Source organism: Streptococcus hyovaginalis DSM 12219, assembly GCF_000420785.1.
Classification (GTDB): domain Bacteria; phylum Bacillota; class Bacilli; order Lactobacillales; family Streptococcaceae; genus Streptococcus; species Streptococcus hyovaginalis.
Genome location: NZ_ATVP01000012.1, coordinates 1 through 17,523, shown reverse-complemented (window position 1 = coordinate 17,523; position 17,523 = coordinate 1). Strand labels below are relative to the sequence as shown.

Here is a 17,523-nt window from a genome sequence, read left to right as displayed (position 1 = left end):
AATAGACAGATAAAGTTTGACTATAACTGACCTTATTAGTTATAGCCAGATTTTACCATCTATTGTTACTAGAATTACGTCAAAAAAACGAGGTGTCTCTATGCTTTGTCAAAATTGCAAATTAAACGAATCAACCATCCATTTATACACTAATGTTAATGGTAAACAAAAACAAGTTGATCTCTGTCAAAATTGCTATCAAATTATGAAAACAGACCCTAAAAATGGTTTTCTATCCCATTTAGGACAAGAACAGGCTTCTTCATCACTAAACCCATTCTTCGATGATTTCTTTGGAGACCTTAACAATTTCCGTGCTTTTAGTGGTGATTTGCCTAACACTCCTAAGACACAGGCGGGAGGCCAAGGCGGTAACGGCGGTACAGGAAATAGGATTCCAAATCGCCCTCAAGGATCCACTCCGCAAAAACCTCAAGGACTACTCGAAGAATTTGGGATTAACATTACTGACATTGCCCGCCGTGGCGACATTGACCCTGTCATCGGTCGTGACGATGAAATCCTTCGTGTCATTGAAATTCTCAACCGTCGTACCAAAAATAATCCAGTCCTCATCGGTGAACCCGGTGTTGGTAAAACAGCTGTTGTTGAAGGATTGGCTCAAAAAATCGTTGATTCAGATGTCCCTCAAAAACTCCAAGGAAAACAAGTCATCCGATTGGATGTGGTTAGTTTAGTACAAGGTACTGGAATCCGCGGGCAGTTTGAAGAGCGTATGCAAAAACTGATGGATGAGATCCGCAACCGCCAAGATGTTATTCTCTTTATTGATGAAATCCATGAAATCGTCGGTGCAGGTAATGCTGGTGATGGTAATATGGATGCGGGTAACATCTTGAAACCAGCGCTGGCCCGTGGTGAGTTGCAACTCGTTGGTGCAACCACACTCAATGAATACCGCATTATCGAAAAAGATGCCGCTCTGGAACGTCGTATGCAACCCGTCAAGGTTGACGAACCAAGTGTGGAAGAAACCATTACAATCTTAAAAGGCATTCAGCCGAAATACGAAGATTACCATCATGTCAAATATAGCACTGATGCTATCGAGGCTGCTGCTATCCTTTCTAATCGCTACATTCAAGATCGGTTCTTGCCTGATAAAGCTATTGATCTACTGGATGAAGCCGGTTCTAAAATGAATTTGACTCTTAATTTTGTTGATCCACAAGAAATTGACCAGCGTCTCATTGAGGCTGAAAATCTCAAGGCACAAGCAACTCGTGACGAAGATTACGAACGTGCTGCCTACTTCCGTGATCAAATCGCTAAATACAAAGAAATGCAAGCTCAAAAAGTCGATGATCAAGACACACCTGTTGTGACAGAAAAAAATATCGAAGCCATCATCGAACAAAAAACAAGCATTCCAGTCGGTGAGCTCAAAGAAAAAGAGCAAAGTCAATTGATTCACCTAGCAGACGATCTCAAAAGTCATGTTATCGGACAAGATGATGCTGTCGATAAAATAGCTAAAGCTATCCGCCGTAATCGTGTTGGACTAGGGTCTCCAAACCGACCAATAGGAAGCTTCCTCTTTGTCGGACCAACTGGTGTCGGTAAGACGGAACTGTCTAAACAGCTGGCTATCGAGCTCTTCGGTTCTGCTGATAGCATGATTCGATTTGACATGTCAGAGTATATGGAAAAACACTCTGTTGCAAAACTGGTCGGGGCTCCTCCAGGATATGTTGGTTACGAAGAAGCTGGTCAATTGACTGAAAAAGTGCGCCGTAACCCATACTCACTAATCTTGCTTGACGAGGTTGAAAAAGCTCACCCAGATGTCATGCATATGTTCCTTCAAGTCTTGGATGATGGTCGTCTAACGGATGGTCAAGGGCGCACGGTCAGCTTTAAAGACACTATTATCATTATGACTTCTAATGCGGGAACTGGTAAAGTTGAAGCTTCAGTCGGATTTGGTGCCGCTCGTGAAGGACGTACTAATTCCGTTCTCAATCAGCTCGGAGACTTCTTTAGTCCGGAATTCATGAACCGTTTTGACGGTATTATTGAATTTAAAGCACTTGAAAAAGAAAATCTCCTTCACATCGTTGATCTAATGCTCGAAGATGTGAACAAACGTCTTGCAATGAACGGTCTTCACTTGGAAGTAACTGATAAAGTCAAAGAAAAACTAGTTGACCTAGGGTATGACCCTAAAATGGGAGCTCGTCCGCTCCGTCGTACCATCCAAGAGCATATCGAAGATGCTATAACAGACTTTTATCTCGAAAACCCTTCTGAAAAAGAACTTCGTGCTATCATGACTTCTAACGGAAAAATCGTTATTAAATCAAGCACTAAAGTTGAAGCAACTGCAGAAGAAAAATAAGTTAAAAGAGGTTGGGAAAAGCCAACCTCTTTTTAGTAGTCATTACTGCTAACAAGTGCTAAATGCTGCGAGTAAGCTATCGCTTTAGCCAAGCCTCCTTCTGATGTTGGCTCATCACCACGAACAATATGCCCTCTTCACTGAATATTCTTGATACCACCATCCTTCAATACCAAACCAGACTGTTTCTGAGACTTTTTTAAATAAAACACCTTGTCATCAGTCATTTTGATCACTCACAAGAGAAGCCCCCAAGTGATACCATAGCTCATTTAAAATAGCCATTACAAATGAAGTAATGACAATCCTGGGCGACATGACGGGTAAAACCTTAACAACCTCAATGAAGAATTGATAAAGCCAAGGGGATATGCCTAGATTTCTCTCTCAACGATTCCAGTAAGTTTGAAAATCTTTAAAAAGAGAAGTCTTAAAATAAATAACAGATACTACTACCATGGATAGCAAAACTGCCAATACATCGAAGGGAAGTTTCAATATCGCATACTGGGGATTAGCGTATACAAAGGCTCTACCCAAACCATAACCTACAATATCAATGATGGCACCTACTGACATGGCGAACCAAACGCGACTTTTGCTAGCTTTCGTTGCCTTTGGACCAACCAACCAAGAAATCGCCAAAACTTGCAAACCATGCGTGACAAGTGTGACAAACATGGGTGCTGGATAGAAGAAAAAGTCACCCAAAAATGACCCAATACCTGCTACAATAACCGCTTCCAAAGGAGGAAACAATAGACCAACTAAGAAAATGACAATACCATTAATATAAAAATGCCCTCCAGGAACTGGAATAGATAAAATACTGGCACTCAGTATAAGAGTTGCCGTCATTAATAATGCTGAAATCGTTAAGCGCCTCGCTGACATATATCATCCTCCAATAGTTTAAATATTGCTATCTGTTATATCAAGTTTTTAAACAATTGTCAAAATTTTGTGAGAACTATTCTAGTGAATTTCAGACATTTTTAGTATAATAAGAAAAAAGAAATTAGAGGAATCCCATGTCAAATCCAGTCTTTGGTCTCAAAGAAGACAATGTCCAATATCAAAATCGTTACGGTGTTTATGCCGTTATCCCTAATCAAATCGGCGACCAAATCATTCTTGTTCAAGCTCCAAATGGTGCTTGGTTTCTTCCTGGTGGCGAAATCGAAGGTAGTGAAAATCATCTCCAAGCTCTTGAGCGAGAGTTAATTGAGGAATTAGGGTTCGAAGCAACTATCGGTGATTACTTTGGGCAAGCTGATGAGTATTTTTATTCTAGCCATCGTGACACACACTTCTATAACCCTGCCTATATTTATGAAGTAACCGCCTACCAAGAGATTAGCAAACCCTTGGAAGATTTCAACAATTTAGCTTGGTTCCCTATTCAAGAAGCCAAAGACAAATTAAAACGTGGTAGCCATCAATGGGGCATTGAAATGTGGCAGAAAAAACATAGGAAATAATATTTTCATCTGAATTAGTGATATAATAAAGACACAATAGTTTTATAGGAGGATGCATATGAGACTTATTAATGTGACAAGTAGTCACCCGACACTTGTGAAAAATCAACTCCGAAACACTGATGCAACTTTCGTTGAAGTCTATTCAGCTGGCAATACTGATGTTATCTTCACCCAAGCCCCTAAGCATTATGAACTGGTTATCTCCAATAAATACCGAGCTATCAAAGATTCTGAACTTGAAAAAATCCGTGAATTTTTCCTCCACCGAAAAGTTGATACCTCAATCATTCAAAAAGATAAGATCAAAACGTCTCTTACTGACAAACTGATCATTATCTCTATACCAACCACTGATTAAGCAAGTCCCATGGCTTGTTTTTTTATTTTTGACAGATAAAAACAGGAGCCTCAGGCAGCCACTGCTTCTAACAATGGCATCAGAGATTCCTGTTTATTTCGTATGACGCTGAAATTTCAGACCTTAGCAAGACCAGTACCTTCACCACGTCTATTTAACAGCTATTTAGTTTGTTTCAAAACCTTCTGCAACTGCTTGAGCAAAATGACTCTCAACAATTTGGGCACAGTGATCACATAGGGTCGCATGGTAAGAGCGCTCTTGTGTTGTTGGGTCAATACGACGGCAACGATCACATACATCACCTAATGCTCGTTCAACACTGAAAGCAACGCCATCAAATGCAACAGCATCCGCTGGTTTTTCCGCTTCATCAGCCAATGTTAGATTAGAAACGATTAAAAGCAAGGCAATGTTACTATCTAAGGCAGCTAGCATAGTTCTTACTTCGTCGTTAGCATATACTGTCAGATGAGCTTCTAGTGATTTACCAATCACTTTAGCATTACGAGCTTCTTCTAACGCTTTTTGAGCATGCGCACGGAATTCCATAAAGTCATCCCAAGCAGCTAAAATGCTTTCCTCATTTTCAAACGTTTGAGTAGTTGGCATATCTGTCAATTGCACATACTCTTCCGTTTCATGTTCTAGATATGACCAGATTTCTTCAGTTGTATGTGGCAAAATCGGTGTTAAAAGCTTCGTGATTTTCACAAGGATATCGTAGAACACAGTTTGCATGCAACGACGTTCTAGGCTATCAGCTGATTCAATATAAACGACATCTTTAGCAAAATCAAGGTAAAAAGCAGATAAGTCGACAGTCACAAAGTTAACCACAGCCTTGTAAATAGTCATAAATTCATAATTGTCATAGGCTTCACGAATAGTGCTAACCAGATGATTAAACTTAATCGTGAGATACTTATCAACCGCTCCTAAATCATGGTAAGCAACTGCATCAGTAGCTGGATTAAAATCTTGTGTATTGGCTAGAAGGAAGCGTAATGTGTTGCGGATCTTACGATAAGTTTCAGAGACTTGTCCTAAAATATCCATAGACACACGCACGTCATTATCCGTATCAACTGAGGCTACCCAAAGACGAAGGATTTCAGCACCATATTGCTTAGCTACATCGTTAGGTGAAATGATGTTTCCTTTAGATTTAGACATCTTCTCGCCCTTACCATCAAGAACGAAACCTTGAGAAAGGACACCCTTATATGGGGCATGTCCATTAACCGCTACAGAAGTAATGAGTGATGAGTTAAACCAACCACGATATTGATCAGATCCTTCAAGATAAAGATCCGCTGGATAAGCTAAATGCTCACGCGCATTCATCACACCATTCCATGAGGAACCTGAGTCAAACCAGACATCCATGATATCTGTTTCTTTCGTAAATTCACCATTTGGTGATCCTGGGTGGGTAAAGCCTTCTGGAAGAAGATCTTTAGCCTCACGTTGCCACCAAATAACTGAACCATGTTCTGCAAATAAGTCCGCCACATAATCCGTCACGTCTTTGGTCATGATAGCCGTGCCGTCTTCAGCATAGAAGATTGGCAAAGGAACACCCCAAGCGCGTTGACGTGAAATAACCCAATCGCCACGGTCACGAATCATATTGTAAAGGCGCGTTTTACCCCATGAAGGATGGAAAGTTGTTTTTTCAATCTCATCAAGGATTTCTTGACGGAATTTTGCAACTGATGCAAACCATTGTGGGACAGCTCGCCAAATAATCGGTTTTTTAGTACGCCAGTCGAATGGATAAGAGTGAGTTATAACTTCTTTAGCTAAGAGTAAGTCGCCTAGCTTGTCAACAACTGTTGGCACCACCTTATCGTAGAACTGACCTTCAAAATCAGGACCAGCATTTTCCATCATTAGACCTCGACTGTCAACCGTTACCGCAACCTCAAGATCATATTTAACACCAACATGATAGTCGTCTTCACCGAATCCTGGTGCGGTATGGACGATACCAGTACCAGAATCTGTTGTGACATGATCACCGAGAATAACCAGCTCATCAACAGCTTCATCCCAAGGGTGTTCTGTAACGATATACTCTAACTCTGAACCCTTATGACGTGCAACAATCTCAAACGTTTCCCAACCAAATTTGGTTGCCAAGGTATCAACAAGCGCTTCTGCCACCACGTATTTACGAGCAGAATCACTTGTTTGAACCACTAGATAATCTAAGTCTGCACCAACAGTTAAACCACGTGATGCGGTAATGGTAAATGGTGTTGTTGTCCAAACAACGATATAGGTATCTGTGTCAAGAACACCCTTACCATCTTTAACCTTATTGGCATAGTAAAGTGATGTCGAATCAATATCATGATATTCGATTTCTGCTTCTGCTAACGCAGACTCAGATGACCAAGACCAATAAACTGGCTTAGCACCACGATAGATATAACCTTTATCGGCCATAGCTCCGAAAACGCGGATCTGATCAGCTTCAAACTTTGGATCAAGTGTGATATAAGGGTTGTCCCAATCTGCAGAAACACCTAGTCGTTTAAAATCGTCACGCTGCTTATCAACTTGAGAAAGGGCATAGTCACGACACATTTCAAGGTATTCAGCTAAATCCATTTCTTTACGCTTGACACCTTGTTTTGCCAATACTTGCTCAATCGGCAAACCATGCGTGTCCCATCCAGGCACATAGGGAGCTGAGTATCCCAACATTGACTTCGAACGGACAATAATATCTTTTGAAATTTTATTTAAAGCATGCCCAACATGGATATTCCCATTAGCATATGGAGGACCATCGTGCAAATGAAATGACGGTTTACCCTCATTTAATAATTGCCGTTTTTGGTAAATGTCTGCTTCTTCCCAAGCAGCTTGCCATTGAGGCTCTTTATTAGGAAGTCCTGCGCGCATTGGAAAAGCTGTTTTCCCAAGATTAAGTGTTTCTTTTAATTTCATATTGTCTCCTTAATTTTTTCTAAACAAAAAGCCTCCATCCTAAAAGGACGAAAGCTCGTGGTACCACCTTAATTCAAATCACTGTTAACCAGTAATTCCTCCTTGAACCGTAAGGTAGTTCCCCCCTCCAAGCTTACTTGTTATTCTGCTTGAAAGATCGAAAATGATAACCATTAATAAAGAGGTCTCAGAGCTCACACCATCCTCTGATCGCTTGGTACATTTATTAATGCTCGTGTTTTTCTTAATCTTCAATATTTAATTTAAAGGTTTGTGTCTCACTCAAATTCAAATCAGCCGATTCAGTAAAGGCAGTCGACTGGCCTAAAAGCGAGTCTCCTTCTGAAAATTCAGGGTCTACCACAAATGAAAATGAATCTTCACTTGTCGTACTGTCTAGAGAAGAAACATCATCCGTAAGACTAGTATCAAATAATAAATCATCTGTTAGAAGAGGTGCTTGACCAGCGATTGTTTCTTCTAGCTGGCGGTTGCTCTCTTCAACGCGTCGTTGCAACTCCGCCATTTCCTCAGATGAGAATTGGCGTGTAGCATCTGTCGCACCAAAATCAGCCGCCTGAGGGGCATTGTTGTTGTCAAGCACTGTTTCGACAACATCTCTGAAAGCCTGATCTGAATTTTGAATATAAGAAGCTGTTGGTTGCAACAATTCATCCCACTCAGGTGAATTAACCAAGGCCAAATGACTTTCAACAGATGACAACAGGCGTTGGTGGAAAACACGTGTCTGACGTTTCAAATCTTCCGTCTCAACAGCAACACGTTTCGCTTCATCTGCTGCATCACGAAGCATGTCGTTAGCTTTTTGTTTAGCTTCTTCCAATAGTAGGGTTGCCTGGTTGTTCGCGTGCGTTAAAATATTTTCAGACTCTGTATGTGCCGACGTTTTTACCTTATCAGCAGTTTCTTGAGCTAAAATCACAGATTGGCTTAACGACTCTTTCATTTCATCAAAGTAAGCCAATTTTTCTTCAAGGATTTTTATTTTTGCTTCTTGTTCACGATTTTGACGTGTTAACTGTTCATAATCGTCAACCACAATATCTAAAAATTCATTAACTTCTTCTTCGCTATAACCACGAAATTTTAATTTAAATGTTTTATCTTTAATATCAAGTGCTGTAATTGCCATTACAACCTCCTTTATTTCTGTCTTATTTTTTTAACGACTAGACGATGCTTCCCTTTAGCAGTCATGCCCTCATGTGACATAATTCTCATGCGGCCATATCCCCTCACACTGATTAGATCAGCTTGTGAGATTTCTTCTGTCGTTTTCGTCATCAATCTATAGTTGACTTTGACCTTTTGCGCTTCAATTAGCTTTTGACTAGTTTGTCTAGGTAATTTATGCACAGCAGCGATTACCTTATCTAATCGCAAACTAGAAACCAAATAAACTTTATCTTCCCCTTCTTCAGAATGCCTTATTTTTCTCTCAAAGGGAATCTGACGTAGCTTAACTGGCACTTTAGCAATTTTGGCAACATTTGTTTCAAAATAAGTTACCATAGATTTTTCAAGAAATAACTGTGCCTCATCACCATTCACTAGAATATCACCAAAGACAGTACGCCTAATCCCAAGCTGATTAATCAATGTCCCCATAATCTGTGAATGGGTTAGCTTGTTGAATTTTTTAGCATAATCAATGGTAAGTAAAACAATCTCAAAATCATTAACATCTAGCTGATAATAATTGGGAGCAATAATGACACGGTGGTATTCATCAGTGATGATACCTTGACTTGAATAACATTGTAAAGCGGTTTGAGCAACAAGCTCTTTAATCATCGCTTCTTGCCTAGGATCAATAAAATCCGTCACATAAATACTGTAAGACCTTTCCACATACTGCAGCATATCTTGAACTTTGTCTAAAAAGTCATGTTCACTAGAATCATAATGCTGGTAGAGGTGTTTAGCTGTTGTCTTCATTTAGAATAGTAATAAGTATGAAAATACTCTCAATAAGAGTTGGAGAAAAAAGAAAACAGCAATAATGGTGAAATCAATTCCTCCAAAACGTAAATGCAATCGTCTGAAAGGAGATAGAGTTGGTTCAACAATAGATACCAATAATTGTCCCAATCGTGTTTGATAAGCACCAGGGAACCAGGACAATAATGCGTAGATAACAAGTAATGTCGAGTAAATCCTAACCAATCTCACTAAAATAAGATACATCAAAACCATATTAACGTCGTTTCATATCATAGTCAAAATTGACTTCTTGACCAGCACCAGGTATTGTCATTTCTTCAATATCTACTAGCACAAATTGAGGCGTTAGCAGGTACATAGATGATCCCACCTTTTGAAGATTCCCTGATAAAACCCTGCTCGCACCATCGACAAAATCAAGGCAACGACGTGCTTGTGCTTCTAACATATATTGAAAATCAATCAACACACACTCATTACCCGCCAGAAGGTCTACAATTTCCGTAGCATCTTCATACCTTCTAGGATATTTCAATGCTATCGTTGGTTGCGATGGCACTTGCTGTTGCTGTGTCGTATGATGACTTTGCTTACGCTCTCTACGGTAATGATCAGCAACTCCAGCATCACGTTGTGGGTTTGAACTTGGTGTGTGCTGTGTTCGACTTACTGTAGGATTGCCAGACTGGCTAGACCTAGCTGTTGTGCGTGACCCAGCAGCCTCTCTGTAACTTTTTTCCGGTTGCACTGACGGTTTTACCGGTTGTTGATGGGCATCATTTTGGGAATGTGGTGGTAGCGATGCTTCCAACTCTTCTACATCACTTACTTCATCTGTATCGAAGTAAGAAACGACTTTTTCAAATTTATCTTTTAAAAATGCCATTTATCTCTCCTATTGAAAGAACGCTGTACCAATTCGCACAAATGTTGCGCCATGTTTGATAGCAATTCGATAATCGCTACTCATTCCCATGCTCAACTCGGTCATTGGCATATTCTTTATTTTCTTAGATTTCAAAAGTTCTCTTAACTGAAAGGTTTCCTCAAAAATAGCTTCCAGTTCGTCTTCACTAGCATGAGCTGGTGCCATCGTCATCAAGCCGACCAATCTTATATTAGGTAATTCAGTCAACTCTTTAATGGCTTCGTCCAGCTCCTCAACTTTAAAACCACGCTTCGAAGCTTCTCTTGAGATATTGACTTGCAAAAAACAATTGATCACATGATTTGCTCTTTTATTAATTTCATGGGCTAATTTCAAGGAATCTAAGGCATGAAAATAATCAACTAAATTGATAACATCCTTAACTTTACGCCGTTGCAAACTGCCTATGAGGTGCCAAGTCACTGATTTATCCGCTAAAGAATGATACTTGTCCAAAAATTTATCAACGCGATTTTCTCCAATGTGCATCACACCTGCATCAATCAGTTGTCCTGCTACAGAACTATCAACATATTTGGTAACAGCAATAATTGACACATCATCTTTGCGTTGGGCGTCTTGCTTAGCTACTGCCACCTTATCAAAAACAGTCTCTTTATTAAGGGTCAGATCCATAAGTTTACTTAGCGGTTTTTAAAGAATGGTGGTGTATCCAACTCATCATCCGAGTCATTTGAACTTGAGAACGTTGACATATTTAACTTGCCATCCAATTCACCCTCTGTCGGACGTGCAATATTGTCACGACGAAGGTCCCAGTTACCAAAAGCAGAGTTTTGAGATGGCTGATTAAAGTCCGTTTGCGGAGTTGGATGTGACGTTGGCATATCCATGTTTTGAGCCATATCGAAATTCATTTGACGACGGTCAAAAGAAGGTGCTGGCTCTTCTGCTGGACGATTAGCTTGAGTCGGTTGGGCAGAAGAAGTGTTGTTGAAGGTACGTGGTGTTGAACGTATCCCTGACACTTGCTCGGTACGATCTTGACGGACACCCGTCGCTACAACGGTTACACGAATCTCATCTTTTAATGTATCATCAATTGATGTCCCCAACCAAATATTAACACCGCTACCTGCTGCTTGACCAACAATTTCAGAAGCTTCTTCTGCTTCTGTCAAGGTCATATCTAAACCACCTGTAACGTTGACAATAACATCTTCTGCACCATCAATGGTTGTTTCCAACAGCGGTGAGTAGATTGCTTTACGAGCCGCTTCGACAATACGCTCTTCACCAGAGCCAATGCCAATACCCATAAGGGCATTTCCTTTATTAGCCATTACAGTCTTAACGTCTGCAAAGTCAAGGTTAATCAGACCAGGACTTGTAATCAAGTCAGTGATCCCTTGGACACCTTGTCGAAGAACATTATCGGCTTCACTAAGAGCTTCGAGAAGAGGGGTTTTCTTATCAACAATTTCAAGCAAATTGTTGTTTGAGATGATTAGCAAAGTATCAACCTGCTCACGCAGCTCTTGAATACCTTCAATGGCAAAGTTACCACGTTTGTTACCCTCAAAACCAAAAGGACGGGTGACCACTGCTACTGTTAAAGCTCCCAAGCTTTTAGCAATGCGAGCAATGACCGGAGCAGCTCCTGTTCCAGATCCACCGCCCATACCAGCAGTGATAAAGACCATGTCAGCACCGTTCAAAGCTTCTGTTAAAACTTCTTCACTTTCTTCGGCAGCTTTACGGCCAACTTCAGGTTGTCCTCCAGCTCCAAGACCGCGAGTCAATTTGGGACCTAATTGAATCACTGTTTCCGCTTTAGAAGAACTCAAAGCTTGAATATCTGTATTGGCTGCAATAAATTCAACTCCTGCAAGACCTTCATCTATCATGCGGTTAATGGCGTTTCCACCGCCACCACCGACACCAATAACTTTAATAACGGCACCTTGCATAGACGCTGTATCAAATGAAAATGACATGTTAATTCCTCACTTTTTAATCAAACATACTACCAAAAATACCACGAACTCTCTCACCAAGATTTTGTTTAGGTTCAGTCGCTTTTGGCACTTCATTGAAGGTTGCTTCACCATCACCAGCTAGACCGTTATCAAAAGGAAAATCATTTGATACGGTTGGCTGTGTCTGCTGTGGCATTGCTGTTGTGTAGTTTGGCGCAATATCAATCGGCTTGCGGCGCAAGAGCTCTTCTCCTGTCACAGCTCCCTGAGCGATAATATCCACGTCTGTCAATGTTCCTACATATTCTACTAAAGCGATAACATTAGCAAACATTGGGTTACGGATACCCACTTGATGAGGGACAAAAAGTTTTACTTTTGAACCAAACACTTCTTGTGCAATCTCAACAACACCAGGTAAGATAGCACCTCCACCAATAATGACAATACCACCTGGAAGCTCTAACAAACGACCGCGTTCCAGATCCTGTTTCACACGCTCTAACACATGTTTAATTCGTGCTGAAATGATTTCAGCCAGATATTTTTCAGTCACATTGATTGGTTCGTCACTACCGACAACTTCCACTTGTACACTGTCTGTTGCGCTAGCTTCTTTGACATTGGCATTTCCGAAGTTAAATTTCAGCGCTTCAGCAATCTGCATAGATGTTTTTAGGACTTTTGAAATGTCCTTTGTCACGTAATCGCCACCTTCAGGATAGATATTCGTGTATTGCAACTCCTGTGCTCTCATTGAAGCAACAGTTGTTTGCCCTCCACCCATATCAATAACCGTTGCACCAAATTCACGCTCACCTTCATTGAGCACTGATCTTGTCATTGCTAGTGGTGAGATGATGATATTTTCAACTGAAATACCCGCACGTTCAACCGTTTTACGTAAATTATGCAAGATTGTCGTTGGTCCTGTATAGAGCAAGCCTCGCATTTCCAAACGAATCCCCATCATACCACGAGGATCACGGATACCTTGGAAGCTATCCACAATAAACTCTTCAGGAACTAAAGAAATGACTTCGCGTTCTGGAGTGATGCTTTTTGTTAAAGCTGATTTGACAACACTCTCAACATCTTCATCTTTGATTTCTTTTGACTCACTCGTCACAGGAATCATGCCTTGCGTAGGCTCGATTTGTAAGAGGTTCGCCGGTAAACCTACATTGATTTTTTCAATTGAAATTCCTGATTTTTCTTCTGCTTGTTCAATCGCTAATTTTATCGCTTTTGCTGCTGCATCAATGTCAACGATGATACCATCTTTCACACCTGAGCTTTTGACATTGCTTACACCAATGACATTCATGTCACCATCAACGTATTCTGCAACTAGCACTTTAATCGAGCTTGTACCAATATCTAAGCCCGTAAAAAAGCCGTTTCTTGCCATTACCCAACCTCTCATTCTTTCCATTACTTACTATTCTAAAAACCGCATCAGGGCGGAATTATTCAAAGCATATTATATCATAAAAAAGCACAAAATGAATAGCTTTTGTGCTTTTTGTTATACAAATGTAAACAAGTGAAACCTATTTCCGACTAACTTATTGGACTAGAGAATCACTGACTTCCTCACTAGGTAATGACTCAGAAGGTTGACTTGCACTATCAGTTGCTCCATCTACTTGTGACACCTCTTGATCTTGAGGAACCGTTGTTTGTTCTGTTGTCACCTCAGAACTATCTGAGGTAGATTCGCTTGCCTCATTGGTTACGAAGATACCAACCTCCATATCAATCACACTCGGCCCTTGCAATTGTTGTTTAACCTGCGTATAGTAAGGCAAACTTGCTGAAATCTTTGCTAAGGGAACCCTCACGGTATTACCATCATACATCTCAATCAAGACCAAATCTTTTGTGGACTTAGATGATTCGGCAGTCACTTGTCGAATGTTTCGTCGAATAGGTCTTTTAAGGCTACCTATTGCTTTAATAAAAGCCTTGATCTGTTGTTTTTTAGAAAGATTGATCGTCAGATAGTTGTTTGGTAACTGCTTGGTCTCTTCGTCAATTACCAGCCCATTATCCAGTATGGGATAAAAAGCATTGTTCACCTGGCGGTAAGCAACCACTTGATGTTCCTTGACTGATAAATGAAACTGGTTTGGGAACCGATAGTCAACACTTGCTGATTTTACCCACGAATCATTGTCAACAATCTTTTGGGCAATAGCTCTTCGCTGTCCAAAAACCGTCAGCAAATAATCACCCGATGAAATCTTCGAAGCGGCCACAACGTCTTTTTTAGTTGTGAAGCGATTGCCACTAACACTCAAGGTTTTGGAAGTACTTAAAGGACTGATCATAAAAATCGCTAACAAGAGAACCAGTGAAAAAATCGTGACAATCACTAGAAAGCGGTTGCGATGTGGATTTTTTTCTCTAGGTTTTCTTACCTTCTTAGGTTTAGCTTTTTTGTCAAAAGTTAATGTCTTTTTTAGTCTGTTTTTACGAGGTGCTACTTCATGCTCCGCTTCCTTTTTCTCTGGTGAAAACTGAGCCCGCTTTAGCTCCTGTAGTCGCTTTTTAGCTTGTTCTTGCTCCTCTTTTTCTTGGGCTTTTTTGTGTAAGAATTCTTGATTACGCTTTTGCCATTCGGTCATCGCCGGCTGCTCTTTTTGCGTATCTTTCTTTAATTTTTTATCATCTTTCGCCATTTTGCGATCCCTTTATCCTCTCAATATCTTCTATCAATTTTTGATAAAAAGCTTCTTGAGAAGTTATTTCTTGACTAGTTGCCATCGCTTGTTCAAATTGAGAAGACTTGCTAAACAACTTCTCACTATATGCCCCAAGCGTTTCTAAAGACAGCTCCTCCTCAGACAAGGTCAACGCATAACCCTGACGCTCAAAATACGCAGCATTTTCCAACTGGTCACCGCGACTAGCTTCTTTTCCCAAAGGAACAATGAGATGCAACTTTCTAAGCGCGACCAATTCAAAGATTGTATTCGAACCACCTCTCGTGATAACGAGATCTGCCATTTGCATCAAAGGTTGGTAAAGATCCGTCACATAGTCTACCCGATAACAATTTCGCGATAAAGTATTTAAGGTCTCATCACCTGTAATATTAATGATATTATAAGCTGCTTTCAACTCATCAATATGCTGACTAACGAACTCATTAAAAACATTAGCCCCTGCAGATCCTCCAACAAAAAGCAGGGTCTTCTTGCTAGGATCAAATTGCTCCCGAATATTCTCTACAAGAGCATCGTCCTGAATCGAATAAGGCTGAACTTTTGTGATCGCACCAATATGCTCCGTTTTACTGAGCGAAGCCTCCTGTTGGAAAGTCGTGTACATTCTAGTCGCAAAACGGTAAGCAATCTTGTTGGCCAAGCCCATCGATAAGTCAGACTCATGAATAAAAACCGGAACTCCCAACAATTTTGAAGCAATTACCGGTGGTACCGAGACAAAGCCACCTTTTGAAAAGAGTGCTGTTGGTCGAATTTTAGCAACAAGAACCAGTGATTGAAGCACACCAAATGCGACTTTGAAAACATCCAACAGATTTTGCCATGAAAAATACCGGCGTAATTTTCCAGTCGCTATCCCATGAAAATGAACGCGTTCAGCCAACCGGCTAATCTCCTCATGTTCAATCCCATTTCTATCTCCAATATAGTGGACTTCCCAATCATCTTGGATAAGTTTAGGGATTAAAATAAGATTCAAGGTCACATGCCCAACAGTGCCACCGCCTGTCAAGATTATTTTTTTCTTAGGCATGATGTTCACCTCTCAGGGTTTCAACCACCTTCAAAAATTCATCGCCACGAACTTCAAAGTTAGGATACATATCCCAACTCGCATTGGCGGGACTTAGAAGAACCGTATCGCCTGAAGTGGCTAACTCAAATGCTTTTTGGGTCGCTGCTGCAACATCAGCAACATGGTAAACAGGAATAGCCGCAGTTTCTGCTAAAGAGGTTAATTTATCTGCTGTTTCACCAAGTACTACCATTGCCTTTAAGCCTTTGATGTCTGGTAAGAGAGCGTCGAAATCATTTCCACGATCAAGTCCACCTGCAATTAAGATGAGATGATCATTATCAAACCCAGATAGCGCTTTTTGGGTTGCTAAAATATTTGTTGATTTTGAATCATTAAAGAAAGCAATGTCATTAATACTACCGACTGACTGCAGGCGATGTTTCACACCCCCAAACAACATCAAGGCTTCCCGAATGACGTCATTTGAAATCCCCGACAGTTTGGCAACAGCGATTGTTGCCAGAGCATTCTCTACATTATGATCACCCGGAACGCCTATTTCTGATCTCGCCATAATCTTCTCATCCTTAAAGAAAAGAGCATCATCTCGTAAGTAGGCACCATCTACTTTATCAATCGTTGAAAATGGAATGACAGTTGCCCTAGTCTCTTCAGCCAAGCGACGAGCAATACCTTGATTAAAATTAAGCACCATAAAATCAGCAGCTGTCATGCGCTTTTGAATCTGCCACTTCGCTGCGACATAATCCTCAAATGTGCCATGGTAGTCTAGATGCGTTGGCTCAAGATTAGTAATAACCGCAATATGAGGTTTGAAGGTGTCGACTCCCATTAATTGAAACGAGGACAATTCCATAATCAGCGTGTCTGATTCAGTCGCTTTAATAACAACCTCCGAAGCGGGGTAACCAATATTTCCAGCCAGTAGACCAGATTGTCCGGAGTTATTAAACACATCAGCGATCATAGTCGTCGTTGTCGTCTTACCGTTTGAACCCGTAATCCCAACAATCGGAGCTTCTGAAACTAAAGCCGCTAATTCCACTTCTGTCCAAATAGGAATACCTTTTTCACGTGCTCTGACAATCATTGGATTATGATAAGGAATTCCAGGATTTTTAACCATAAGAGCAAATTCTTCATCTAGTAACTCCAAGGGATGATTGCCACACAAGACCTTGATTCCTTCTTCAAGCAGCTCTTGCGCTGTTGGATTTTCTTCGAATGGCTTGCCATCATTCACTGTGACGATAGCTCCAAGTTTCGCTAACAATCTTGCTGCAGCTTGACCTGAACGCGCCAATCCTAAAACAAGAACCTTTTTATTTTCAAATTGTGTGATTGTTTTCATAGTATAAAAAACGATTGTTTCTGGCAGATGCCAATTAGTATCGTTTATCTTCCTTCTACATTCAATAATATCATCTTATTTTACCCTTTATTAGGGCTTTTTTCAAGAATCCTCATTTTATCGAGATGATTGCTGTGTAGCGTTACAATAGATGTGAGACTTCTAGAAGTCAAAAAGAAGATTCCCTGATATGATAAGAGTACCACGACTCATCAAAAAGGAATCTTCTCATGACTAGTATATCACAAAATCTTCGCTATTTACCACATACTCTAGAAACACGTTACCACGCGGTTAAAACCTACCAAAATGGTGCCTCTGTCGCCTTCATCTGTCGACGCTACAAGGTCTCAAAAGCCTCTCTCATACGCTGGAACAAGCGATTCGACGGAACTAAAGAATCGCT

The 17,523-nt window shown here is 40.6% G+C and carries 16 protein-coding genes; 4 read left to right on the top strand and 12 right to left on the bottom strand.

The window, feature by feature from the left end; translation table 11 throughout:
* Positions 1–100 precede the first annotated feature (100 nt).
* Entirely contained in the window at positions 101–2,359 is a 2,259-nt protein-coding gene (locus G574_RS0108385) for an ATP-dependent Clp protease ATP-binding subunit (RefSeq protein WP_029691820.1), read from the top strand.
* A 387-nt stretch (positions 2,360–2,746) separates the two neighbouring features.
* Here the strand turns inward: G574_RS0108385 and G574_RS0108375 are convergent, their stop codons facing one another.
* The gene (locus tag G574_RS0108375; RefSeq protein ID WP_029691819.1) at positions 2,747–3,253 is read right to left on the bottom strand and encodes an ECF transporter S component; all 507 of its coding nucleotides are present in this window, start codon (positions 3,251–3,253) and stop codon (positions 2,747–2,749) included.
* 137 nt (positions 3,254–3,390) lie between these two features.
* Here G574_RS0108375 and G574_RS0108370 point away from each other — a divergent pair, with 137 nt between their 5' ends.
* Together G574_RS0108370 and G574_RS0108365 are read left to right on the top strand one after the other, a co-directional pair.
* Positions 3,391–3,840, top strand: a complete 450-nt coding sequence (locus G574_RS0108370; RefSeq protein WP_029691817.1) for an NUDIX hydrolase — start codon at positions 3,391–3,393, stop codon at positions 3,838–3,840.
* Positions 3,841–3,898: 58 nt separating this feature from the next.
* Entirely contained in the window at positions 3,899–4,201 is a 303-nt protein-coding gene (locus G574_RS0108365; RefSeq protein ID WP_017769693.1) for a DUF1827 family protein, read from the top strand.
* Between the two features lie 165 nt (positions 4,202–4,366).
* Here G574_RS0108365 and ileS read toward each other — a convergent pair whose 3' ends face one another.
* The 11 genes from ileS to murD form a co-directional block, all read right to left on the bottom strand.
* Complete coding sequence (gene ileS / locus G574_RS0108360) at positions 4,367–7,162, bottom strand: isoleucine--tRNA ligase (RefSeq protein WP_029691816.1); 2,796 nt, start codon at positions 7,160–7,162, stop codon at positions 4,367–4,369.
* A gap of 244 nt (positions 7,163–7,406) precedes the next feature.
* Positions 7,407–8,315 (bottom strand): DivIVA domain-containing protein, encoded by a 909-nt coding sequence (locus G574_RS0108355; RefSeq protein WP_029691815.1) that lies wholly within the window; start codon positions 8,313–8,315, stop codon positions 7,407–7,409.
* 11 nt (positions 8,316–8,326) lie between these two features.
* A complete protein-coding gene (locus tag G574_RS0108350) occupies positions 8,327–9,121 on the bottom strand; it encodes a YlmH family RNA-binding protein (RefSeq protein WP_029691813.1) in 795 nt (264 codons plus the stop codon).
* Positions 9,122–9,379, bottom strand: a complete 258-nt coding sequence (locus G574_RS11370) for a YggT family protein (RefSeq protein ID WP_084677592.1) — start codon at positions 9,377–9,379, stop codon at positions 9,122–9,124. It lies immediately after the preceding gene.
* Between the two features lies 1 nt (position 9,380).
* The gene (locus G574_RS0108345) at positions 9,381–10,013 is read right to left on the bottom strand and encodes a cell division protein SepF (RefSeq protein ID WP_029691812.1); all 633 of its coding nucleotides are present in this window, start codon (positions 10,011–10,013) and stop codon (positions 9,381–9,383) included.
* A 9-nt stretch (positions 10,014–10,022) separates the two neighbouring features.
* The gene (locus G574_RS0108340) at positions 10,023–10,691 is read right to left on the bottom strand and encodes a YggS family pyridoxal phosphate-dependent enzyme (RefSeq protein WP_029691811.1); all 669 of its coding nucleotides are present in this window, start codon (positions 10,689–10,691) and stop codon (positions 10,023–10,025) included.
* An 8-nt stretch (positions 10,692–10,699) separates the two neighbouring features.
* Positions 10,700–12,013, bottom strand: a complete 1,314-nt coding sequence (gene ftsZ, locus G574_RS0108335) for a cell division protein FtsZ (RefSeq protein WP_029691810.1) — start codon at positions 12,011–12,013, stop codon at positions 10,700–10,702.
* Between the two features lie 16 nt (positions 12,014–12,029).
* Entirely contained in the window at positions 12,030–13,406 is a 1,377-nt protein-coding gene (ftsA, locus tag G574_RS0108330; RefSeq protein ID WP_029691809.1) for a cell division protein FtsA, read from the bottom strand.
* Between the two features lie 157 nt (positions 13,407–13,563).
* Entirely contained in the window at positions 13,564–14,679 is a 1,116-nt protein-coding gene (locus G574_RS0108325; protein WP_029691808.1) for a cell division protein FtsQ/DivIB, read from the bottom strand.
* Entirely contained in the window at positions 14,666–15,760 is a 1,095-nt protein-coding gene (locus G574_RS0108320) for a UDP-N-acetylglucosamine--N-acetylmuramyl-(pentapeptide) pyrophosphoryl-undecaprenol N-acetylglucosamine transferase (RefSeq protein WP_029691807.1), read from the bottom strand. The genes G574_RS0108325 and G574_RS0108320 overlap by 14 nt, the downstream gene beginning before the upstream one ends.
* On the bottom strand, positions 15,753–17,117 hold the full coding sequence (murD, locus tag G574_RS0108315) for a UDP-N-acetylmuramoyl-L-alanine--D-glutamate ligase (protein WP_029691806.1): 1,365 nt from the start codon (positions 17,115–17,117) through the stop codon (positions 15,753–15,755). The genes G574_RS0108320 and murD overlap by 8 nt, the downstream gene beginning before the upstream one ends.
* A gap of 230 nt (positions 17,118–17,347) precedes the next feature.
* On the opposite strand from murD, the gene G574_RS11545 reads away from it, so the two are divergent.
* On the top strand, positions 17,348–17,523 hold a 176-nt coding region (locus tag G574_RS11545), incomplete at its 3' end, for a transposase (protein ID WP_156828123.1).